This window comes from Paenibacillus sp. MZ04-78.2, from assembly GCF_024213375.1.
Lineage (GTDB): Bacteria > Bacillota > Bacilli > Paenibacillales > NBRC-103111 > Paenibacillus_G.
Genome location: NZ_JANAVJ010000001.1, coordinates 1 through 22,704, shown reverse-complemented (window position 1 = coordinate 22,704; position 22,704 = coordinate 1). Strand labels below are relative to the sequence as shown.

Here is a 22,704-nt window from a genome sequence, read left to right as displayed (position 1 = left end):
ACGGCCGTACAGCGGGCCGTCGCTCTTTTTTTTGCAGGCGGGCGGTGCTACTATAGGTCCGGAATATGATACAATAGCCGTAAGAGGTGAGCCAAGTTGTTTTTGAAACGTATCGAGCTCTCGGGCTTCAAATCGTTTGCGGATCGGACCGAGCTGGAATTCGTACAAGGCATTACAGCGGTAGTCGGGCCGAACGGTAGCGGAAAAAGCAACATCTCCGACGGCATCCGCTGGGTGCTTGGTGAACAAAGCGCCAAGTCGCTGCGCGGAGGCAAGATGGAAGATATTATTTTCGCCGGAAGCGACGCCCGCAAAGCCGTCAATTACGGCGAAGTGTCGCTGACGCTCGATAACGCGAGCCAGTCGCTGCCGCTGGATTACAGCGAAGTGACTGTCACCCGGCGCGTGCACCGCAGCGGGGAAAGCGAATATATGATCAACAAGCAGCCCTGCCGGCTCAAAGATATTACCGAGCTTTTTATGGATACGGGAATCGGGAAGGAAGCTTACTCGATTATCGGGCAGGGGCGCATCGAAGAAATTTTGAGCACGAAATCGGAAGACCGCCGAGGTATTTTTGAAGAAGCTTCGGGGATCGTCAAATATAAATCGCGTAAGCGCGAAACGGAAAAGAAGCTGCAGGAAACGGAGCAAAATTTGCTGCGTATCCACGATCTGGTGTCGGAGCTGGAAGACCAACTGGAGCCGCTGCGCGTGCAGTCGGAGAAGGCGGTCCGCTTCAAGGAGCTGAAAGAAGAGCTCAAATCGAGCGAGATCGCGATGTACGTTCATCAGATCGAGCACATTTATGCAAGCTGGACGGATACGAACGCTCAGCTTGAAAAGCTTCGCGAATCGCAGCGAGAATTGTCCGGCGTGATCAGCAAGCAGGACGCCGAGCTGGAGAAAGAACGCTGGGAAACGCGGCGGCTGGAGGAAGAGATTGAAGGATTGCAGCAGCACCTGCTTCAGCTCAGTGAGGATTTTGAGAAATGCGAAGGCCAGGGCGAGGTGCTGAAGGAGCGTAAAAAAAACTACGCTTCCAATAAAAACCAGACCCGACTTGCCGTTGCCCAGCAGGAGCAGCGGGTGCTTGATAAAGAGTCTGAAATTGCCCAGCTGCGCGAAAAAATCGCGGCCATCGGAGCGGAGCTTGCGGAAACGCAGGCCAAGCTGAAGGCCGAGGAAGACCGGCTGCTCGGCGTGACGGGAGGCATCAGCAGCGCGGAGGAAGAGCGGCTGAAGGGCGAATTGCTCGAAGTGCTGAACGATTCCGCCAATGCCCGCAATGAAGCGCGGTATGCGGAGCAGCAGTTGGAAGCGCTTGGCCGCCGGCTGGACCGGCTCGACGACGAGCACCGCAAGTGGCAGGAGCAGCAGGAGAGCATCGCGGAGCGCAAGGCGGCTCTGGAGAAGAAGCTCGACGAAGCCGTAGCCGCGATCGCGGAATTGCGGAATCAATATCTGGAGCTCAGCCAAGGATTGAAATCGAAGCAGACGCTTTCGGAAGAGGCGCAGGCCGCCGTCCGCAAGTGGGAGCAAAAGATCGATTCCATGGTGTCGCGACGCGATACGATGCGTGAGATGGCAAACGACTATGACGGCTTTATGCACGGCGTCAAGGAAGTGCTGAAGGCGAAGGACCGCGGCGATCTGCGCGGCATTCGCGGCGCGGTGGCCGAGCTTGTCAAGGTGCCTGCCCATGTGGAGGTCGCCATGGAGACGGCGCTGGGCGGCGCGCTTCAGCACATTGTCGTGGATAATGAGGCGAACGGCAGGGACGCGATCGCTTTTCTGAAGCGCCGCCAGCTCGGCCGGGCGACGCTCTTGCCGCTGGACGTTATTCGCAGTCGGTCCATTCCGGAAAACGAACAGCGCCAAATTCAAGGGATGGAAGGCTTTGTCGGCATCGCCGTCGATTTGGTGCAATTTGAAGATACGTACCGGCAAATTGCCGGCAGCTTGCTCGGCAATGTCATTATTGCGAATACGCTGGAGGTGGCCAACCGGATCGCTGCCCGGGTACAGTACCGGTACCGCGTCGTCACGCTGGAGGGCGATGTCGTGAACCCTGGCGGCTCGATGAGCGGGGGGAGCCAACAGAAGAAAACGACCAGCCTTCTGAGCCGTCAACGGCAAATTGAAGATATGGATAAGGACATTTCACTGTCCGAAACCGAGCTGAAAAGCTTCCGGGCCAAAGCGGAGGAGCTGCGCCGCGAAATCGGCGAAACGACGCGTAAGCTGGACGAGCTGCGGGCGGAAGGCGAAAACCGGCGGATCGAGGAGCAGCAAGTTCGCGCTTCGCTTGAGCCGTTGGAGCATGAGGCGAAGCAAGTGGCCCAGCAGCTTGCGCTGTACGGCGCCGACGGCGAAACGCTGGCGGCCGAGCGCAGCGATCTGGAGCGCCGGCGGACGGAGGCTCTTGAGGCGCAGGAGCGGTTGCAGCGGCAGGAGGCCGAGCTGCAGCAGGCGATCCGCGACGCCGAAATCCGCCGCAAGGCGAGCGAGTCGGAGAAGGAGGAGCTGCAAACGCAGCTCACGGACCTGAAGGTGAAGGTCGCGGCGCAATCGCAGGAGAAGCAGTCGCTGCACGAGCAGGAGCGCCGTTCCCGCAATGAGCTGGGGACGATCAAGAACGAGCTGGAAGCGAACTGTCAGTTGGAGCGGCAGCTCGACTCCGAGATGGCGAATCACGAGCAGGAATCCGTGCAGCAGATTGAGCAGCTGAACGATTTGAAGCTGAAGAAGCAGCAATGTGCGGAGCAGTTGGACATGAAGCGCGCGGAGCGGGCGCAATGGGTGGCCAAGCTCGAAGCCGAGGAAAGCAAAACCAAGGAGCAGCGCTCCCAGCTCAGGGAGATCGAAGAACAGCTTCATCAGACGGAGGTTCGCGTGAACCGCTTGGACGTGGAGCTGGAGAACCTGCTCCAAAAGCTCTCCGAAGATTACGAGCTCAGCTATGAGCTGGCGAAAGAGCGTTATCCCGTACCGGAGGACGTTCCGGGCACGCAAAATAAAGTTCGCGAGCTGAAGCGCGAAATCGCCATTCTCGGGGAAGTCAACCTCGGCGCGATTGAAGAGTATCAGCGTGTTCACGAGCGGTACTTGTTTTTGGCGGAGCAGAAGAACGATCTGGTGGAGGCCAAAACGGCGCTTTATCTCGTGATCCGCGAGATGGACGAGGAGATGGGAAAACGGTTCCGCTCCACGTTCGAAGCGATCCGTTCGCATTTCGTCGTCGTTTTCGGGAAGCTTTTTGGCGGCGGCCGGGCCGACCTGATTTTGTCGGAGCCGGATAATTTGCTTGATACGGGCATTGAGATCGTAGCGCAGCCTCCGGGCAAAAAGCTGCAAAATTTGCAGCTGCTCTCCGGCGGCGAACGGGCATTGACCGCCATTGCGCTGCTGTTCTCGATCATCCGGGTCAAACCTGTGCCGTTCTGCGTGCTTGACGAGGTCGAAGCAGCGCTTGACGAGGCGAATGTGACGCGTTTTGCCGAATATTTACGCGAATTTTCGATGCAGACGCAGTTTATCGTCGTAACGCACCGCAAAGGCACGATGGAGGAAGCCGACGTGCTGTACGGCGTGACGATGGAAGAGGGCGGCGTATCGAAGCTCGTATCCGTCCGTCTGGAAGATGACGAGGCCATTATGGAAGCCGGCTGATGCCGATATATTGAGATTGAGGTAGGTGCCCCGTGAGCTTTTTTAAACGACTGAAAGAAGCGATTTCGACCAAAGCCGAAACGGTGACGAATAAGTTCAAGGAAGGCTTGGCCAAAACGAGAGACGTATTTGTCGAGCGCGTAGAGGATCTGTTCTCCCGCCGCAAAAAAATCGACGAGGATTTTTACGAGGAGCTGGAAGAAATCTTGATCGGCGCCGATGTGGGCGTGAACACGGTGCTGAAGCTGATCGAGGATCTGCGGGCTGAAGTCCGCAAACGCAAAATCGAGAACCCGAGCGAGCTGCAGCCGATTTTGTCCGAGATGCTGATCGCGCTGCTCAAAGGGCAGGAGCAAACCGGTCTGCGCATGGCCGAATCCGGCCTCACGGTCATTTTGTTCGTAGGCGTCAACGGCGTCGGCAAAACGACGACGATCGGCAAAATGGCGCATATGCTGAAATCCCAAGGCAAAAAAGTGCTGCTTGCCGCTGGAGACACGTTCCGTGCCGGAGCGATCGAGCAGCTGGAAGAGTGGGGGCGCCGCGTAGGCGTCGACGTGATCAAGCAGCAGGCGGGCTCAGACCCGGCGGCGGTTATGTACGACGCGCTGCATGCGGCCAAATCGCGCGGCGTGGACGTGCTGCTCTGCGATACGGCGGGCCGGCTGCAGAACAAAGTCAACCTGATGGAAGAGCTGAACAAAATTTACCGCGTCATCCGCCGCGAGGTGCCGGAAGCGCCGCACGAGGTGCTGCTGGTGCTTGATGCGACGACCGGACAAAACGCTTTGCAGCAGGCAAAGCTGTTCGACGAGAAATCCGGTCTGAGCGGCTTGGTGCTGACCAAGCTGGATGGAACGGCAAAAGGCGGCATTGTCGTCGCGATCCGTCAGGAGCTGAAGCTGCCGGTCAAATTCGTCGGCCTCGGCGAGAAGATGGACGATCTGCAAGCGTTCGACTCCGATCAGTTCGTGCATGCGCTATTCAGCAAATGGATTGCCGAGTCGGAAAAGGATGAGGAAAAAGCCGGTCAATAAGCCGGCTTTTTGCCTGACAAGGAGAAAAGCTTGACATCCCCATTCAATTTCAGTATGATAAGTGAGGTTGATTTGCTGTAAAGTGTTTTACCTTAACGGGGGTGAGGCACGAATGACGGAGGAAAATGCCCTTCAAAAGACGAATCGGATTAATCTGTTGTTCGATTTCTATGAGCGGTTGTTGACGGAAAAGCAGCAAATGTTTTTGAAGCATTATTTTCACGACGATTATTCGCTTGGCGAGATCGCATCGGAATTCAGCATCAGCCGTCAAGCGGTTTACGAACATATTAAACGGGCCGAATCCGTGCTTGAGGAATACGAAGGCAAGCTGCGGCTTCTGGAGAAGCATGAAGAACGGCAGCGGCTCCTGCGGCAGTTGGAGGCGCTTAGCGACGGTCTGCCAGAGCCTGGGCGCTCGGAGATTCAGGCCGTCATGGAAAAGCTTAACGAATTGGACTAACTTAATTCCCTCCGGAAGGTGGTGACGACCTGTGGCATTCGAAGGACTATCCAGCCGGCTGCAAAGTGTATTCAGTAAGCTAAGAGGAAAAGGCAAGCTGACCGAGGACGATGTAAACGAAGCGCTGCGGGAAGTACGGCTTGCGCTCCTTGAGGCGGATGTCAACTTTAAGGTCGTCAAGGAATTCATCGCTAAGGTGAAGGAACGGGCGATCGGACAAGAAGTGCTGCAAAGCTTTACCCCGGCGATGGTTGTCGTCGATATTGTAAATAAAGAGCTGACGGCCTTGATGGGCGGGACGCAGAGCAAGCTGGCGCGGGCGAACAAGCCGCCGACGGTCATTATGATGGTCGGTCTGCAGGGCGCAGGGAAAACGACGACGACCGGCAAGCTTGCGAAGCTGCTGCTCCAGCAGAACCACAGGCCGCTGCTTGCGGCGGCGGACATCTACCGTCCGGCTGCGATCAAACAGCTTCAAGTGCTGGGCGAGCAGTTGAAGGTCCCGGTGTTTTCGCTGGGCGACAAAGTAAGCCCGGTCGACATTGCGAAGCAGGCGCTGCAGCATGCGAAGGATCATAACAACGACTATTTGATCGTTGATACGGCGGGCCGTCTTCACATCGATGAAAGCTTGATGGAAGAATTGAAGCAAATTGTCGAAGCGGTCAGCCCCGACGAGATTTTGCTGGTGGTCGACGCGATGACCGGACAAGACGCGGTCAACGTAGCCGAAAGCTTCCATAAGCAGCTTGAGCTGACGGGCGTCGTGCTGACGAAGCTCGACGGCGATACGCGCGGGGGAGCGGCGATTTCGGTCAAAGCCGTTACCGGCTGCCCGATCAAGTTTGCTGCCATGGGCGAGAAGATGGATGCGCTTGAACCGTTCCACCCGGAACGGATGGCTTCGCGGATTCTCGGTATGGGCGATATGCTCACGCTGATCGAGAAAGCGCAAGCGAGCATCGACGCCGACAAGGCGAAGGAAATGGAACGCAAGATGCGTACCGCGGAATTCACGTTTGACGACTTCCTGGAGCAGATGGAGCAGGTTAAGAAGCTGGGTCCGCTGGACCAATTGCTCGACATGTTGCCGGGCGCAGGCAAGATCAAGGGCATGAAGGACGTCAAGGTCGACGATAAGCAAATGGCTCGCGTCGCTGCGATCGTCAAGTCGATGACGAAAGAAGAACGGCAAAATCCGGATCTGCTCAATCCGAGCCGGCGTAAGCGCTTGGCTGCGGGCAGCGGCAATTCCGTGCAGGATGTCAATCGGTTTATCAAGCAGTTCGAAGATATGCGCAAGATGATGAAGCAGTTCTCCGGCATGATGGGACCCAAAGGGTCCAAGCAGCTGAAGAACCTCAAGAAGCTCGGACGCGGGATGAAATTCCCGTTTTGAGATATACGATGTTTAACTCTATTGGGGAGGTGATTACATGGCAACTCGCATTCGTCTGAAGCGTATGGGCGCTCACAAAGCTCCTTTCTACCGCGTGGTGGTTTCGGATTCCCGTTCCCCGCGTGACGGTCGCTTCATTGAAGAAATTGGCACTTACAATCCGGTTGCTCAACCAGCCGTTGTGAATATCGACGAGGAAAAAGCACTGAAATGGCTCCAAAACGGTGCGCAAGCTTCCGATACGGTTCGCAGCCTGTTCAGCAAAGCTGGCATTTTGACAAAATTTCACGAGTCTAAACTGCAGAAGTAATCTGTAAGATTCGGAGGGTACGATGAAGGATCTTATTACCGTTATCGCCAAGGCGTTGGTGGATCATCCTGAAGAAGTACGCGTGAATACGGCCGAGGACGACCGCAGCATTACGTTTGAGCTGTCGGTACACCCCGACGATGTCGGCAAAGTAATCGGCAAGCAAGGACGGATTGCCAAGGCGCTCCGCACCGTAGTCACATCCGCTGCAGTGAAAGAACCGAAACGCGTTTCGGTTGAAATCGTGTCATAAGGGAAACATGAGAGTTAGGAGCTGCTCCTAACTCTTTTCTCTTCCTATAAGCTCCTATTCCAAACCCGGGAGGGTCCTATGAGCGAAAAGTTGTATACGGTTGGAAAAATTGTGAACACGCATGGTATCCGCGGCGAGCTTAAGATCGTCCCGGAAACGCATTTTCCGGACGAGCGCTTTGCCAAAGGCAGCAAGCTCGTATTTGTTCATCCCGAGCAAGGGACGCAGCTCTCCGTTACGGTAGAAGCGGCCCGTGAGCAAAAAAACATGTTCATCATCAAATTCCAAGGCTTCACGAACATCAACGAAGTGGAAAAATATAAAGGCTGGCTGTTAAAAGTCGAAGAACAATACTTGTCCGAACTTCCCGAAGACGAGTATTACTACCACGAAATACTCGGCTGTACCGTCGTCACGGAAGAAGGCGAAGAGCTGGGTACGATCTCGGAAATTTTGTCGCCTGGGGCAAATGACGTATGGGTCGTCAATCGTCCAGCAGGTAAACCGCTGCTGCTTCCTTATATCGACGATGTCGTGCTGAACGTCGACGTAACCGCGAAGAAGGTTACGGTCCGCCTGATGGAAGGCTTGCTTGACCTATGAGAATCGATGTGCTGACGCTTTTTCCAGCGATGTTCGACGGGGTGTTTACTTCGAGTATTTTGGGGAAGGCACGGGAAAAAGGTTTAGTCGGGCTAAATACGGTCAATTTCCGGGACTACGCGAATAACAAGCACAATACGGTGGACGACTATCCGTACGGGGGCGGCGGCGGAATGGTGCTAAAGCCGGAACCGCTGTTCGCTGCGGTTGAAGATGTAACCTCCGGTCTGGAATCGAAGCCCCGCGTGATCCTGATGTGTCCTCAGGGCGAGTCGTTCTCACAGAAAAAAGCCGAGGAGCTTGCGGCAGAACGGCATTTGATCTTTATCTGCGGACACTACGAAGGCTATGACGAGCGAATCCGCGAGCATTTGGTGACAGACGAGCTGTCCATCGGCGATTATGTGCTGACCGGGGGAGAGCTACCGGCGATGGTCGTGATCGACAGCGTCGTACGTTTGCTTCCCGGCGTGCTGGGGAACGAAACGTCGGCGGTAACGGATTCGTTCAGCACCGGCCTGCTGGAATACCCTCATTATACCCGACCCGCGAATTTCCGCGGCTGGGAGGTTCCCGACGTGCTGATCTCCGGCCACCATGGGAATATCGAGGAATGGCGCAGAAAGCAGTCGCTGGAGCGCACATGGAGGAAACGTCCGGATTTGCTGGCAGGGATCGAGCTTACGCCTAAAGAACGCCGCTGGCTTGACGAATGGGAAGCACAGGAGCGTTCAGGGCGGGATGTCCCGGGTAAACCGGAATGACGGACCTCAGGAAAAACCGTTTTGCGTCATGCGTAGAAGCATGAGCCAAGACGGTTTTTTAAACTTGGAGGATGGAATACATTTTTGTTGTAATGGGAATAATGTGACTCTGGAAGACATCGCCAAGCATCCGGCATGAACGGATCAATTTGCAAAAAATGGAACAATCCTTCATCTTTCGGCAAAGAACTGGTTGTGTTTCCCTCGAACTTATGCTAATATATATAACGTTGTGGCAATTTGCTTGAATACGGTGGTCCTCTGCGCGTGACATCAAAGAACCGACATCTAATAGCAGCGGCATGAACACCTGTGTGGAAGGAGGGAGTCATCCATGAACTTGATCCAAGAGATTACAAAGGAACAACTGCGCAGCGACATTCCGAGCTTTCGTCCTGGCGACACTTTGAAAGTGTACGTTAAGGTTATCGAGGGTTCGCGCGAGCGTGTCCAGCTGTTCGAGGGCGTTGTTATTAAGCGCCGCGGCGGCGGAATCAGCGAAACGTTCACAGTAAGAAAAATTTCTTACGGTGTCGGCGTTGAGAGAACGTTCCCGATTCATACTCCGAAGATCGATAAGATTGAAGTGGCTCGCCGTGGTAAAGTCCGTCGCGCGAAGCTCTATTATCTTCGCGGTCTGCGCGGTAAGGCAGCAAGAATTAAAGAGATTCGTTAACGAAAACAAAGGGGCTTGCACACCAAGTCCCTTTTCGTTTTTTACCCACTCTGGCGAAAGGGCAGGAAAGCTAATGGAGCAGGATCAAACCGTAGAAAAAACGAATCCCGTCAAAAACGAAGCTTGGGAATGGATCAAAGCGCTGCTGATTGCGGCGGCCCTCGTGTTTTTTATACGCTGGCTCGTTTTCGCCCCGTTCATTGTGGAAGGGCCTTCCATGGAGCCGAATTTCTATACGGCAGAGCGGCTCATCGTCAATAAGTTTATTTACAAGTTCGGGAAACCGAAGCACGGGGAAGTCGTCGTGTTTCATGCATCCAAGGATAAAGATTACATAAAGCGCGTTATTGCCTTGCCGGGCCAGAAGGTTAAAGTCGAAGGCGACAAGGTGTATGTGGACAACCAATTGGTGGACGAAACCTATCTGAAGCCGGCGCTGGATAAAGCCGCCTCGGAAGGGAGACCCTATAACACAAGAAATTTCCCGGAGCAAACAGTCCCCGAGGGCAGCGTATTCGTGATGGGCGACAACCGTTCGAACAGCTCAGATAGCCGCGACCCGTCTGTAGGCTTTGTCAATTATGATAAAATTGTCGGACGTGCCGACTTGATATTCTGGCCGTTCAATAAAATCAGCCTGGTTCATTTCAACAGTCCGAACCGGCAGTAGGTAAACAGATTGAGGTGACTCAGATGACGATCCAATGGTTTCCGGGTCACATGACACGGGCAAGGCGGCAAATCCAAGAGAAGCTGAAGCTGATTGATATGGCGATCGAGCTTTTGGACGCGCGGGTACCGTTATCCAGCCGAAACCCGATGATCGATGAAATTTTGCAAAATAAACCGCGTTTGGTTCTGCTGAACAAACACGATTTGGCGGACCCGGAGGTTACCCGGCGGTGGATGGAGTTTTTCGCGGAAAAAGGGTTGAAAGCGATCCCGATCGATTCCGTAGGCGGCAATCCGGTGAAAGAAATTATGCAGCGCAGCAAGGAACTGCTGTCGGAAAAAATTCAGGCGCAGCTGCGCAAAGGGATGAATCCGAGAGCGATCCGCGCATTGATCGTCGGGATTCCGAACGTCGGAAAATCGACCCTGATCAACCGGATGGCCGGACGTAAAATCGCCGCAACCGGAGACAAGCCGGGGGTAACCAAAGGTCAGCAGTGGATTAAGGTCGGCACGGAGATGGAGCTGCTCGATACGCCCGGGATTTTGTGGCCGAAGTTCGAAGATCAGTTGGTCGGTTTTCGCTTGGCAGCGACCGGAGCGATCAAGGAAGAGATTTTGCAGGTGGAGGAAATTGCTCTGTTCGCCATGCGTTATTTGACCCAGCATTATCCACAAGCGGTCAAAGAACGTTTCGACGTGGAAGAGATTCCGCAAGACCCGGGAGACACGGATGCGATTGTCGCTCTGATGGAAGCCGTAGGCCGTAAGCGCGGCGCCCTGATGAGCGGAGGACGGGTAGATCTGGAGAAGGCTTCGCTCGCCATTCTGCGCGAACTGAGGGCAGGCAAGCTGGGACGCATTAGTCTCGAAGCGCCTGGCGATGCCGTCACAACCTGACAATGAATGAGCAGCCTTCGAAAGCAGCACAAAGTCTAACTGTTCATAAACGCCGAAAAGCGCGCTGTGAGTGGCACAGCGCGCATCGGAAACGATATAAAATTTATCCTGCAAGAGCGAATTCGTAAAGAAACGAATCGCTCTTTTTCATTTGAAATTTAGTCGAGCAAATACACAGGATCGTCAACCGTAACGGTTCCGGTCCGAATGACTCTGGCATATACCCCAAAGCAGGCATCCAGATGCTTGGCAATATGTTTTAGGAAGGCTGGGTTGACGGTGTTGTGGTCCGGATCTACGTTCACCATACTGCATCGATGGCATTTTTTGTATATCTCCAGTTTCGTACCCCCGATTTGGACGGTTTTCCCGATCCAATCAAATTCCTCAAAGGGCTGCGGTTCGTCATAACGAATGACGAGGTTGGGCCTGAACCTGCGCATGTCGGTTTCCACGCCAATGATTTTTTCCAGCTCGGCCAGAGAAACGTCCGTGGCAATCAAAATGCTTGCTTCATCAACTCCCAGCAGGTCGTCATGCTCAGGCGAATACTTCCGGGGAGAAATTTCACGCGGAGAAACGACGGTCCGAATTTCTTCAAAAAGCTCCTCATCCCATTGAAATACCCGGCCGTCGGGGGCCGTTACCTGTATTGGCGGAAATTCGTTGTCCGATCTGCCGGCGACGTATTTGCTGGAGTACGCGAGCAGCTTTGGAACAAATTTGGCGTTCAGCTTCTTGTTGGACCGGGAAGCATCGGTTGAACGCGTATGATCGATAAAAGCGTACCCTCTGTCTCCGTATAATCCGTATCGCTCGATATCGACCGCGGTCAGGCGCTCTCCCTGAAAGGACTTCACGGGATAACGGTAAATGGACTGAATGACACCAATGGATTTCAAAGCGAACCCCTCCCTGAAATGAACGCTTGTGAACTTATGCTTCTTCCCGTTTAGGTAAAATCATGGGTCTCGGGATCAAACCAATCCCCGCCATGCATGACACGCTTCACTTGCAGACCCTCCGGCTCAAGCACGACAAGGTCCGCATCGTACCCGGCTTTTAAAAGTCCCTTGTTGGGCAGTTTTACGATTCCCGCCGGAATCGAGGTCGCATGCTTCACCGCCTCCGGCAACGATTTTCCGTGCGTCTGCACGAGGTTTCGTACCGATTGCACCAAAGGAATGGTGCTTCCGGCGATCGTGCCGTCGTCAAAACGGGCGGCCCCTTGCTTGACGTGAACCTCCAGTCCGGCCAAATGGTAGACGCCGTCCGTCATTCCCGCGGCGCGCATGGAATCCGTAATTAAGCATACGCGATCACGCTTTAGTCTTAAAATCAATTCCACTGCCGCCGGATGCAGATGATACCCGTCTACATTGATTTCGGTGCTCAGCTCGTCGTGCAGAAGCACCGCTCCTACAACCCCCGGTTCGCGATGATGAAACGGACGCATAGCATTGCAGCAGTGGACGGCGTGGGAAATTCCCCAGCCGATTGCGGCCCGCACCTGATCGTAGGTAGCGTCGGAATGTCCGCAAGCGGCGATGATATTTTGCTCCAAAGCATAAGCGACAGCCTCTTGGGCTCCTTCCAGTTCGGGGGCGAGCGTCAGCATACGAATGAATCCGGGGAAGCGGGAAGTCCATTCGCGAAGCCATGCGGTCTGCGGGTTGCAGATCCACTGCGGATGCTGGGCGCCCGGCCATTTGGGACTGAGGAACGGCCCTTCGAGATGAACGCCTTGAATCACCCGACCGATGCGCTCCGTTTGCTGTATGGAAAAAGTGGCGGCAAGCGCGCGATCAATATCCGGCTTCGGGGCCGTCAGGGTGGTGGCGAGAATCGAGGTTGTACCATGGGCGAGATAGTAGCGGAGCATCCGAATCAGGCTGTCGGCGCTGCCGTCCATCACATCCGCGCCAGCGCCTCCGTGAAGATGAATGTCGATCAGGCCGGGAATCAGATATGCCTTGCCGAAATCAAGCACGGAGGCGTCGGTAAAATCAAGCTGCGACATAACTTCCGCAGGTGCTGCTTGTTCGGGGAATACCCCTGCGATCCTACCTTGCTCGATGATGGCATAACCGCTAAAAGGCTCCCTGCCGCTCCCGTCGAGGATCGTCCCTTTAAGCACCAGCCGGCCGGCGCTCCGTTTGCGCTCCGTCATGTGCAACGCCTCCATTTGCTCTCGGTCTAGTCCTTCCTTTTTTGGCGCACCATGGTGTAGGTTTCTTCCAACTGCATGACGGCGTCGGTAAAGTTACGGCTGATCATGGACATGTATAAAATATCGATCACATGGGTTTGCGCCAGACGCGAACCGATGTCGCCCCGTTTCATCCCCGCTTCGGTCGCCGTGACCCAAAGCCCGATATCCGCCATCTGATGAAGCGGATTGTTGCCGACCTGCGTGATGCTGATCACCGTGGCCCCGTGCTCCTTGGCCATCGCCGCCACTTCGAGCGTTTCCTTTGTTTTGCCGGAATAGGAGATGGCAACCAGCACATCGCCCGGCTGAAGCATAACGCCGGAAAGCAGCATGACTTGAGGATCGCTGTAAACAAAGCTCCACCGGTTCAGGCGAATCCACTTGAAAGAGGCGTCCATCGCGACGAAAGAAGAGCTGCCTACACCGAAAAAAGCCGTTTTTGAAGCGTTCAGCAGCGCGCTAACGGCCCGGTCGACCTGTTCGGCGGACAAGACCATTGCCGTATCCTCGATGCATTGCTTCGCCCAATAAGTAAGCTGCCGGATGACTTGAGTGGGTTCCATGCCAGGACGAATATCGTCAAAATGATCGTCATTCTTCGGAATGGCGGTCACAGCGGAAAGCAGTGCGAACTTTAATTCGCGGTATCCGCTGAAGCCTGCGCGCTGGGCAAGCCGGGCGACCGTCGCTACGCTGGTTTCCGTGTCCTCGGCGAGCTTTTGCACGGAAATTTGGCTAATTTGCTGTTGGTGTTTCAGGATATACTCGGCGACCCGTTTTTCAGCCGGATGCAGTGTATCGAGCATGCTTTGCAGCAATAAACCGGCATTGTTCATTGACCTTCACCTGCTTGTGATTTATTCATTGACGTAATATAATTCCTCACAATATAATAATATACGTAATAATGTTACATATCAATGTTTTTTTGTATCCATACAAGTTTGGAGGGATAAGCGATGAGAATAAAGTTTGAAGGGCAAACGGAAGAACTGTCAGCCGGGATCGGACTGATGGCGGAGGAACTGCGGTTTACGCTGTCGGATGACGGAATCCCGGTGCGTGTGGAACGGACGCCGAATGTGTTGGAGGTTCGGCTGGAACAAGGGCAAGGAACGATCCGCTATGGAAAAAAGCATGAATTTTTTCGCGCATTAGGATTGTTTATTCAGCATTACGGCGAGAAAGAATCGTTCCATATCGAAGAGCATCCGCAGTTCGATGCGATCGGGCCGCAGTTCGACTTGTCCCGCAATGCGGTATTGACGGTGGACAGCTTTAAAGAATGGATTCGCAAACTCGCACTGATGGGGCTCAACTCGATGGTGCTTTACATGGAAGACGTGTACGAGCTGGAAGGCGAGCCTTATTTCGGCTACATGCGGGGGAGATATTCGTTCGCCGAATTGAAAGCGATTGACGATTACGCCGACATCTTTGGCATCGAAGCTTATCCCAGCATCCAGACTTATGCGCATCTGGAGGAGTTTTTGAAATGGGAGCAGGCGGCACACTACCGGGACACAAGAGGCGTGCTGCTGTCCGATTACGAGCCGACGTACGAGCTGATTGAGAAAATGCTTGCAGCTGCCACCGCTCCGTTCCGCAGCAAAAAGGTGAACATCGGCATGGACGAAGCGGAGGAGCTGGGAAGGGGGAAATACCTGGACCGGTTCGGTTACAAGGACCGGTTCGACGTGATGATCCAGCACTTGTCCAAGGTGCGCCAAATTGCCCAAAAGCTCGGCTTGGAGCCATGCATGTACGGAGATATGTTCTTGAAGATGGCTTCCAAGGCCGAAGGCGATCATTACGTGTTCGTGAAAAACGTGGAGCTTTCCGAGGAAATGGTGAATGTGATTCCGAACGACGTACGGTTAGTGTACTGGGACTTTTTCCATACGGAAGAAAAGGACTACTCGTATCTGATTGATATTCATCGTCAATTGGGCCGGGGTCAAAATCCGATTTTCCTTGGCGGCATCTGGACGTGGAACTGCTTCGGGACGAACTACGGACTTTCTTTGAAAACGTCCGAGGCAGCTTTGAAAGCCTGCAAAAAAGAAGGTGTGAAGCAGGTGCATGCAGCCATGTGGGGCGACGACGGCATGGAAAATAATCACTTCAATGCGCTGCTTGGCATTCAGCTGTATGCGGAGCATGCTTACGCGGAGGAAGTGAGCACGGAACAATTGCATCAAAGAGTGAAGTTTTGTACGGGCATTGATGCGGAGTCGTTCCTCCATCTGAAATATTTGGACGAAACGCCGGGGAGCGTGCCGGACAATACGGAGCAGAGCAATCCGTCCAAGTTTTTGCTGTGGCAGGATGTGCTGTTGGGGTTGTTCGACAAGCAGATCGAGGGATTGGAGCTGTCGGAGCATTATGCGCGCTTGGAACAAGCGATTCATGAACGACGCAATCCAGAGGCGGAGCTTGATTATTTGTTCGAGGTGCCGGAACAATTGTGCAGGGTACTGGCGTTAAAAAGCCAGTTAGGCATCGACCTGAAGCAGGCTTACGACAATGGTCAACTGGAAAAGCTTAAAGATGCGGCCCTGCATGTGCTTCCCGAGCTTTCCCGACGCGTCAACGCGCTGCGGATTGCCCATCGGAACCAGTGGCACGCGATGTATAAGCCTTTTGGATGGGAAGTGCTCGATATCCGCTATGGCGGCGTTCTGACAAGGCTGGAAAGCGCAGGCGCGCGACTGCTGGATTATGTGGAGGGCAGAATCGATAAACTGGAGGAATTGGAGCAGGAGCGGTTGTTGTTCGGTCAGCGCAATCGTTTTAACAACAAAGGCGCGGGCTGGAGCAGCTATTATTTTCGCATTGCTTCGCCGAATGTGTTTTTCCATGTGCTGCCGATCTTTTGACCGAAAAGAAGCGCATTTTGTTTTCAAGAGACCGCCTCTGCGTTATGGCGCAAGAGGCTTTTCTAAATTTCAACCCTCGATGAACAACATTTCGCTTATTAAAATTAATAAAAACCTATTGCTCCAATGGGAAATATTTGATAATATCCTTTTTAAATAAATAGTGATTAACTATTTATGGGATTGAAGATAAAATATCCCTGATGAATGGGGGAAGGAGTGAAGCTGTGCGAGAAGACGAGAAGAAGTAAGGACGAAAACGTTTGGCCGGTCTGCAAAACATCCGGCGAGAGGATGAAGAGACATACGATAGGAGAACCGGGATGAAAACAAGAAAGCTTTTCGGCTTTGAAAAAGCATTTTTCGTCAGTTTTATTACGACGGCGATTCCAGTCATTATTCAGGTGCTTATGCTGTCGTCGCGGAATTTGGCGGATGTCCTTATGGTTGGGACGTTGGGACAAACCGAAGTGGCTGCGGTCGGTATTGTCAGCAAAGCGATGATGATTTCGATTGTGCTGCTCGTCGGCCTCAGCAGCGGTTGCGGCGTTCTGGCCGCCCAATATTGGGGAGCGAACAATCTCTCCGGTGTGAAAGGAATTCTGGGTCTCAGTTTCGGTATGGCGTTTGTGCTTGTCGTGCTGCCGGTTCTGCTCCTCTTTACGGCCAATCCGGCGGTCGTTATGGGGCTGGCCACTTCCGATAGCCATCTTGCCGAAATCGCGTCGAAGTATTTGGGCGTCATTTCGTTAAGCGTCATTTTTTTAGCGATTGTCAATGTGTTTGGCGTCGGTCTTCGAGCGATTGGACAAGCTTCCACAGCGATGTACTTCAGCATCGGAGGCGTCGCCTTGAATGTGTTGCTCAACTACCTGCTTATTTTTGGAAAAGCCGGGTTTCCCCAGTTCGGCATCATGGGGGCTGCCTATGCTACGCTGATCAGTAGTGTGGCGGAGGCCTTGCTGCTCACCGCAATGATTTACTTCAGAAAACACCCCCTGGCGTTCGTTCCGAACGATTTCATCCGTTATATCAGCAAAGCTCGTTTAGTACAGTTTGTCCGAATATCCGTGCTGTCTACCGTCAACGGCTTCATCTGGTCTACGGGTATTTTCTTGTATCACGTCATTTACGGAAAGATCAGCACCGAAGCGTTGGCTGTTATGTCGATGATGGCGACCATCGATTCTTTCAGCGCCGCTTTTGAACAAGGTTGCGCAACGGCGACGGCTGTGCTTCTGGGGCATACTCTTGGGCAACAGCGCTTTAATGCGGTAATTGAACAGGCTAAAGGAATGCTCATGATCAGTCTTTTGCTGTCGCTCGGGCTGGGTTCGCTGCTGCTGTTGTTTTACCGCCCGATTATCGGGTTGTACGGGGCGATCGACGAATCGTTAATCGATGCGGCGTTCCAAGTGTATATGATCATGGCGTTCACGTTTTGGCTGAAAACGATCAATGCCGTCGGGATCAGCGGGGTGCTGCGCAGCGGAGGAGACTTGAACGCGGGATTGGTGATTGATTTTACTGGACAATGGCTGATCGGCCTTCCGCTTGCTTTAGTGGGCGCATTCGTCTTGAAGTGGAGCTTGCCGCAAATTTTTATTCTGGTCATCATGGAAGACCTTGTGAAGGCGTGCTTGACGCTTTATCGCATCCGGCAAGGTAAATGGGTTCGGAACCTTGTCACGGTTAAGACGCGTGAACAGACGTATTCGGCAATGTAATAATGAAAATGATTTTGAGGTGAAGCGATCGTGGAAATGCTGGACAGATTAGTGAAGCTTTATGAGTTGCCTCCGTTGGAGGATTATATTAACGCACTGCGCGAGAACGGTATTCTGATTCGCCGTCCGAGAGCTTATGAAAAAAATCAGGTGCTGGAATGGGTACAGACCCATTTTAGCAAAGGCTGGATGAGCGAATGCGACGTCACGTTCTCCAATTCTCCGGTCAGCAGCTTTATTGCTACACAGGACGGAGAAATTATCGGGTTTGCTTGCTACGAAGCGACATACCGGAATTTTTTCGGCCCGATCGGGGTAGGCGAAGCTTATCGGGGCGGACAGGTGGGCAAAGCGCTGCTGCTGCATTGCTTGCACGCGATGGCGGATATGGGCTACGCCTATGCCATTATCGGCGGTCCCAAGGAGGCGGCTCCGTTCTACGCACGGGTTGTGGGCGCTATTGATATCGAAGGGTCGAATCCGGGAATTTATATCGACAGATTGCGTGGCAAAGATAGTTAAAAAAGGAGTGGACGGGAAGCGATGGTAAACCTTAATCATGCGGATTTGGTTGTCGCCGGAGGAGGCTTGTCAGGAAGTCGGGTGGTCATTCATGTATTGAACCGATTGCTGGAAGCTGGCAAGGGAGCGGGAGAAAAGCCGATCGAAATCGTGATGATTGACCGTTTCGGCGAATTTGGACGCGGGATTCCTTACGGGAAACAAAGCCCGTCCGGATTTTTGCTGATTGAACCGGCTGCCCAGTCGACGCCGAAAGAGTTTCGGGATTGGCTGTCGATGCATGATAAGGAGCTGGTCCATGAAGGCGTGCACCATGAAGATCGATTGCTGCAGGCTTGGATATTTCGCTTTAAAGAGCAGCTCCAGAGCGGGCAGGTAGACGAGCTTTATGTGCCCCGGAAGCTGTTCGGCTTCTACGTCGAGCGCTTGCTTCGTCAAACGGTGCAGCTGGCGGAAGAGCGGAATTTGGCCAAGGTTGGGTTCATTACAGGAGAGGTAACGGATATCGAGCCGGAGGCATCCGGCTTTACGACCCGGCTGGCCGACGATTCAAGCTTTCATAGCCTGGCGTTCGTGCTGGCAACGGGATGCATTCCGCGCAGCAACAGCTACGGCTTGAGCGCGGACGAGGGGTACATCCACGATTTGTACGAGGATGCCTATGCCGGTCTGGAAAAGGCGGTTGCGACGCGCGCCAAAGCGTTCGGCCGGAAGCTGGACATCTTGATCGCAGGCTCGAACGCTTCGGCAATTGAGGCGATCTATTTTCTATCGAATCGTGCGGAGCTGCTCTCTGCTGTGCGCAGCATCAATGTCGTTTCCTCCAGCGGGTATTTGCCGGGCGGCGTCTTCGAAGGGGAAGAAAACGAAGCTCTGACATCCGGCGGCCAGCGTCCGTCGGCGCTCGAGTACATCGAGATCGCTGCCCGCTTTGTAGCGGAAGGACTTGTCACTGCCACGCAGGCAAAAATTATCCATATGGACAGCCGGGCAGACCGGCGGTTGTATATCGAAGCGGAAGGACAGGAGGGGGAAATCGAGTTGACGGCAGATATTGTGGTGAACTGCACTGGAGCGGGACGCGTAAACCGGACGGATTCCCCGTTGATCGGCAATTTGCGGGCACGCGAAAATCATTTTAAAATGAACGCTTCCTTGCGGGGATTCCAATTGCGGCCGAATGGTTACGAGCTTGAGGGGGTGGATAACGGCTTTGTCATCGGACCTTTATTGAACCGGGACGCGCTTGAAACGCACGTCGAAAGTATACTGGCCGTATACCGGGTAGCGGAGGAATTAGGCAACGTCTTGTACCAACGAATATCCGAGACGGCGATGGCATCGAAGGGTTAACGGTTGAAATCAAGGCTTGCCGGACGATCCGACCCGAGGACCTCGTGCTTTCGGAGAGGAAGCGAACACCTCTCCTTGCTATTTTCCTCTTGGAAGGGAGAGTTACGATGATCATCTATCAACTGCCTTCGCGGGAACGACAGCTCGCGCTTACGTTCGACGACGGTCCGAATCCGGTCTATACTCCGCAAATTTTGGATTTGTTTAAGAAGCATCAAGCTTATGCCACCTTTTTCGTCATCGGCTCTTATGCCAAGCAATACCCGGACCTCCTTCGCCGGATTGTTGAAGAGGGGCACGAAATAGGGAACCATACGTACAGTCATCCTGCTTTGCCCAAATGCGAAAGGCAGGATGTTTATAACGAGCTGGAAACGACGAACGGGATTATTCAAGAAATTACGGGAATACAGCCTTCCTTGTTTCGCCCTCCTTACGGCGAATTCAATAAGCATACCGTCGAGGCGGCGGATCGGCTCGGGCTTCATACGGTGATCTGGCCGGATCATCAAAACACGAAGGACTGGAGTCTCCCGGGCGTCGACACGATTGTGGAGCGGGTGCTGGAAACGCTGCAAACGGGCGATATTATTTTATTTCATGACGGCAGTGGAGACGATGCGGGCGAGGATCGCAGCCAGACGGTCCAGGCCATCGAAATACTGCTTCCGCATTTGATTGGGAATAACTACAAATTGGTGACCGTATCCCGGATGATGCGCAGCTATAATGAAGCGATGATATTGCGCGTCTAGGAGCAGGTATTAAAGAATTTGCATAATTATTCAAAAATATGTATTTATATTAGTTCATTCTGTTTCTCTCTCTTGAGTTTCATCCGCAGCTCATTGCCTGTATTGTTGGACTTGATTATGGTTCTCCGTAATCGGGTCCTTTTTGTTTTTTTGGGGAGCCGTAATGGACAGGCACTGAAATTTTTGGTTGGGAATAAGAAACAAAACGGGTGCGTACGACGTCCTGTATTTATAGTTAGGCTGCTGAGAGGTGGAGAGAATGAACGGAATGAACGGATGGAAAGTGCGGATGGCGGTTGCCGCCGCTTTGTTCGGCATCGGATTGCTCAGTGCTTGCAATCACGAGGCGGGAAAAGATTTTGCCGCCGAAAAACGAACGTGGGGCGAGCCGCATCATATTCGGGCGGAAGATATCGCGAGCCTGATCGTTACCGATTCGTCGGGCAACCAAGGTTCGATCGCTTCCCGGGATGCGATCGGACAGTTTCTCGACGCGATACAGGAAGCGACTGCGGAGGCGGCCAAGCCGGACATTCGGCCTCCTGACATGACGATTGCTATGAGCTTGAAGGATGGAAGAGAGCGTCCGATGTACTTTTGGCTTGCTCAAAGTAACGACCGCCTGTTCGTAGACCTGGATCGTTCTGCAGGGTATTATAGGTTGACGGAAGAAGGCAAAAATAAAATTTTACACTTATTGGATGAAACGAGAAAAAGCTTGAATTCGCGGTTTTATGCACAAGGGGATAGGCAGGTCCCGAATCCTGCGGTATAATGGAACATCATGGCGGATTGCCAAGGTCGAATCTTGGTGCAGGAAATACGGGTGAGGAAATGCTGGAATACGAACAGGAGCTCTGGGGTCGAGGCAGAACGCTCGTGGCCGGAGTTGACGAGGTCGGACGAGGCTGCTTATTCGGCGATGTGGTGGCTGCGGCGGTTATTTTACCACAAGGTCTGGTGCTCGAAGGCGTCGACGATTCGAAGAAGCTAAGCGAGAAGAAGCGGGAAACGTTGTATGATGTGATCCAGCGGGAGGCGCTGTCCATCGGCATCGGGGTGGCGGACGTCGACACGATCGAACGGATCAATATTAAGCAGGCGGCGCGGCTCGCGATGAAGCGTGCGGTCGAACAACTGGACCCCATTCCCGATTCGCTGCTTGTCGATGCCGAGAAAGTCGATGTGGATGTGGAGCAGCTTGCCGTTATCCACGGTGATGCTTTAAGCCAGTCGATCGCAGCCGCTTCCATTATTGCGAAGGTGACTCGGGACCGCATGTGCTTGCAATGGGATATAGAATTTCCAGAGTACGGCATTGCGATACATAAAGGATATGCGACAAAAATGCATCGGGAGCGTGTGGCAGAATATGGCCCGTCGCCGATGCATCGCAAAACGTTTTTAAGAAACATCGTTTACGAACAGCAGGTGCTATTCTAGTCGTTGCAAGTCTGCGCTGAAAAAAGCCCGGCAGTTAGCCGATATATACAATGAACCGGAAATGCAGCCGGCAAGGAGACGTGCAAACGTAGCCTAAGCCGGCTTTATTTGTATAGATGGAAGGAGCGGCAGCGATGAATATCAGCGGATTGATCCGGGGATTGGCGGGCGACGCGCAGGCAGCGGAGCCTAAGGCCTTGGAGCTCAAGGTCGGGCAAGTGGTAAAGGGCATGGTGCTTCAGGTTGGACCGGAGAAGGATGCTGTAGTCAATATCGGAGGGGTGCAGGTACGGGCTCAGCTCGAAGTGCCGCTGAAACCGGGGGAAGTGACGATGCTTCAAGTGCAGCCGGAATCGCCGAACGGACAGGTGGTCCTTAAGCCGCTGCAGTCGAACGTGCAACTATCGGACGGATCTCTTGCGGATATTGTGAAAACGATGGGACTTCCCGATTCTCCGGCAAACCGGCAGTTGGTGCAATTTCTGAATCAGACAGGAGTTACCTTGACAAAGGAAAATGTGCAGGCGTTTGCGAAGCTGCAGGCTCAAATGCCTCCGAATATGCCGCAAGAAGCATGGCTTCCGTCGGCTGTCGTCGCGTTCCAAAAAGGACTGCCGCTAACTCCGGAGACGGTCTCTTCGGTGCGGCAGGCGGTGCAGGGTCCGCCGTTTCATGAGGTTTTGGATCAGCTCGGACAACTTGCAGGACGCGTGCTGGAAGGGAACGCTGCGCTGTTGCCGCAAAGCCGCGAGCTGCTGCAAAACGTGCGGCAGCTTGTTCAACAGCTTCGCGATACGGCGAGCTTGCTGATCGGGGCGAAACCCAACGGAGAGGGGACGCCAGCAGCGGCGCAGCCGGGGGCGGGCGCAGGCGCGGGAGCGCAAGCAGCGGCGCAGCCGGGGACGGGCGCAGGCGCGGGAGCGCAAGCAGCGGCGCAGCCGGGGACGGGCGCAGGCGCGGGAGCGCAAGCAGCGGCGCAGCCGGGGACGGGCGCAGGCGCGGGAGCGCAAGCAGCGGCGCAGCCGGGGACGGGCGCAGGCGCGGGAGCGCAAGCAGCGGCGCAG

General features: G+C 53.9%; 21 protein-coding genes and 1 pseudogene. 19 read left to right on the top strand and 3 right to left on the bottom strand.

What is annotated here, in order from left to right; translation table 11 throughout:
• Nucleotides 1–96: 96 nt before the first annotated feature.
• The 11 genes from smc (at nt 97) to ylqF (ending at nt 10,749) form a co-directional block, all read left to right on the top strand.
• A complete protein-coding gene (gene smc / locus NLX71_RS00110; RefSeq protein WP_254361481.1) occupies nt 97–3,672 on the top strand; it encodes a chromosome segregation protein SMC in 3,576 nt (1,191 codons plus the stop codon).
• A 32-nt stretch (nt 3,673–3,704) separates the two neighbouring features.
• Entirely contained in the window at nt 3,705–4,709 is a 1,005-nt protein-coding gene (gene ftsY, locus NLX71_RS00105; RefSeq protein WP_254361480.1) for a signal recognition particle-docking protein FtsY, read from the top strand.
• 112 nt (nt 4,710–4,821) lie between these two features.
• Nucleotides 4,822–5,172, top strand: coding sequence for a putative DNA-binding protein (locus NLX71_RS00100; RefSeq protein WP_254361479.1), 351 nt, complete (start codon nt 4,822–4,824; stop codon nt 5,170–5,172).
• A 31-nt stretch (nt 5,173–5,203) separates the two neighbouring features.
• Nucleotides 5,204–6,571: a signal recognition particle protein gene (gene ffh / locus NLX71_RS00095; protein ID WP_254361478.1), complete on the top strand. Its 1,368-nt coding sequence runs from the start codon at nt 5,204–5,206 to the stop codon at nt 6,569–6,571.
• A gap of 37 nt (nt 6,572–6,608) precedes the next feature.
• Nucleotides 6,609–6,881 (top strand): 30S ribosomal protein S16, encoded by a 273-nt coding sequence (rpsP, locus tag NLX71_RS00090; protein ID WP_010501096.1) that lies wholly within the window; start codon nt 6,609–6,611, stop codon nt 6,879–6,881.
• 22 nt (nt 6,882–6,903) lie between these two features.
• On the top strand, nt 6,904–7,134 hold the full coding sequence (locus tag NLX71_RS00085; RefSeq protein WP_254361477.1) for a KH domain-containing protein: 231 nt from the start codon (nt 6,904–6,906) through the stop codon (nt 7,132–7,134).
• 78 nt (nt 7,135–7,212) lie between these two features.
• Nucleotides 7,213–7,737: a ribosome maturation factor RimM gene (gene rimM / locus NLX71_RS00080; RefSeq protein WP_254361476.1), complete on the top strand. Its 525-nt coding sequence runs from the start codon at nt 7,213–7,215 to the stop codon at nt 7,735–7,737.
• Nucleotides 7,734–8,501: a tRNA (guanosine(37)-N1)-methyltransferase TrmD gene (trmD, locus tag NLX71_RS00075; RefSeq protein ID WP_254361475.1), complete on the top strand. Its 768-nt coding sequence runs from the start codon at nt 7,734–7,736 to the stop codon at nt 8,499–8,501. The genes rimM and trmD overlap by 4 nt, the downstream gene beginning before the upstream one ends.
• A 334-nt stretch (nt 8,502–8,835) precedes the next feature.
• Nucleotides 8,836–9,177 (top strand): 50S ribosomal protein L19, encoded by a 342-nt coding sequence (rplS, locus tag NLX71_RS00070; protein ID WP_090675007.1) that lies wholly within the window; start codon nt 8,836–8,838, stop codon nt 9,175–9,177.
• Nucleotides 9,178–9,250: 73 nt separating this feature from the next.
• Complete coding sequence (gene lepB, locus NLX71_RS00065; RefSeq protein WP_254361474.1) at nt 9,251–9,847, top strand: signal peptidase I; 597 nt, start codon at nt 9,251–9,253, stop codon at nt 9,845–9,847.
• 23 nt (nt 9,848–9,870) lie between these two features.
• Nucleotides 9,871–10,749, top strand: coding sequence for a ribosome biogenesis GTPase YlqF (gene ylqF, locus NLX71_RS00060; RefSeq protein WP_254361473.1), 879 nt, complete (start codon nt 9,871–9,873; stop codon nt 10,747–10,749).
• A 158-nt stretch (nt 10,750–10,907) separates the two neighbouring features.
• On the opposite strand, the gene NLX71_RS00055 is transcribed toward ylqF, so the two are convergent.
• Genes NLX71_RS00055 through NLX71_RS00045 form a run of 3 tightly spaced genes read right to left on the bottom strand, consistent with a single transcriptional unit; the run spans nt 10,908 to nt 13,797 of the window.
• Entirely contained in the window at nt 10,908–11,651 is a 744-nt protein-coding gene (locus NLX71_RS00055; protein ID WP_254361472.1) for an MOSC domain-containing protein, read from the bottom strand.
• Between the two features lie 50 nt (nt 11,652–11,701).
• Nucleotides 11,702–12,919 (bottom strand): N-acetylglucosamine-6-phosphate deacetylase, encoded by a 1,218-nt coding sequence (nagA, locus tag NLX71_RS00050; RefSeq protein WP_254361471.1) that lies wholly within the window; start codon nt 12,917–12,919, stop codon nt 11,702–11,704.
• Nucleotides 12,920–12,945: 26 nt separating this feature from the next.
• Nucleotides 12,946–13,797, bottom strand: coding sequence for a MurR/RpiR family transcriptional regulator (locus NLX71_RS00045; protein ID WP_254361470.1), 852 nt, complete (start codon nt 13,795–13,797; stop codon nt 12,946–12,948).
• 123 nt (nt 13,798–13,920) lie between these two features.
• Here NLX71_RS00045 and NLX71_RS00040 point away from each other — a divergent pair, with 123 nt between their 5' ends.
• From NLX71_RS00040 to NLX71_RS00005, 8 genes and pseudogenes are all read left to right on the top strand, one after another.
• Nucleotides 13,921–15,840 (top strand): beta-N-acetylhexosaminidase, encoded by a 1,920-nt coding sequence (locus tag NLX71_RS00040; protein WP_254361469.1) that lies wholly within the window; start codon nt 13,921–13,923, stop codon nt 15,838–15,840.
• Nucleotides 15,841–16,163: 323 nt separating this feature from the next.
• Complete coding sequence (locus tag NLX71_RS00035) at nt 16,164–17,567, top strand: MATE family efflux transporter (RefSeq protein ID WP_254361468.1); 1,404 nt, start codon at nt 16,164–16,166, stop codon at nt 17,565–17,567.
• Between the two features lie 36 nt (nt 17,568–17,603).
• A complete protein-coding gene (locus tag NLX71_RS00030; RefSeq protein ID WP_254361745.1) occupies nt 17,604–18,089 on the top strand; it encodes a GNAT family N-acetyltransferase in 486 nt (161 codons plus the stop codon).
• A 21-nt stretch (nt 18,090–18,110) separates the two neighbouring features.
• Entirely contained in the window at nt 18,111–19,442 is a 1,332-nt protein-coding gene (locus NLX71_RS00025; RefSeq protein WP_254361467.1) for an FAD/NAD(P)-binding protein, read from the top strand.
• Between the two features lie 107 nt (nt 19,443–19,549).
• A complete protein-coding gene (locus tag NLX71_RS00020; protein ID WP_254361466.1) occupies nt 19,550–20,197 on the top strand; it encodes a polysaccharide deacetylase family protein in 648 nt (215 codons plus the stop codon).
• Between the two features lie 268 nt (nt 20,198–20,465).
• The gene (locus tag NLX71_RS00015) at nt 20,466–20,972 is read left to right on the top strand and encodes a YhfM domain-containing protein (protein WP_254361465.1); all 507 of its coding nucleotides are present in this window, start codon (nt 20,466–20,468) and stop codon (nt 20,970–20,972) included.
• 59 nt (nt 20,973–21,031) lie between these two features.
• Nucleotides 21,032–21,640, top strand: a complete 609-nt coding sequence (locus NLX71_RS00010; RefSeq protein ID WP_254361464.1) for a ribonuclease HII — start codon at nt 21,032–21,034, stop codon at nt 21,638–21,640.
• A gap of 134 nt (nt 21,641–21,774) precedes the next feature.
• Nucleotides 21,775–22,704: pseudogene (locus NLX71_RS00005) on the top strand (hypothetical protein); the annotation flags it as partial.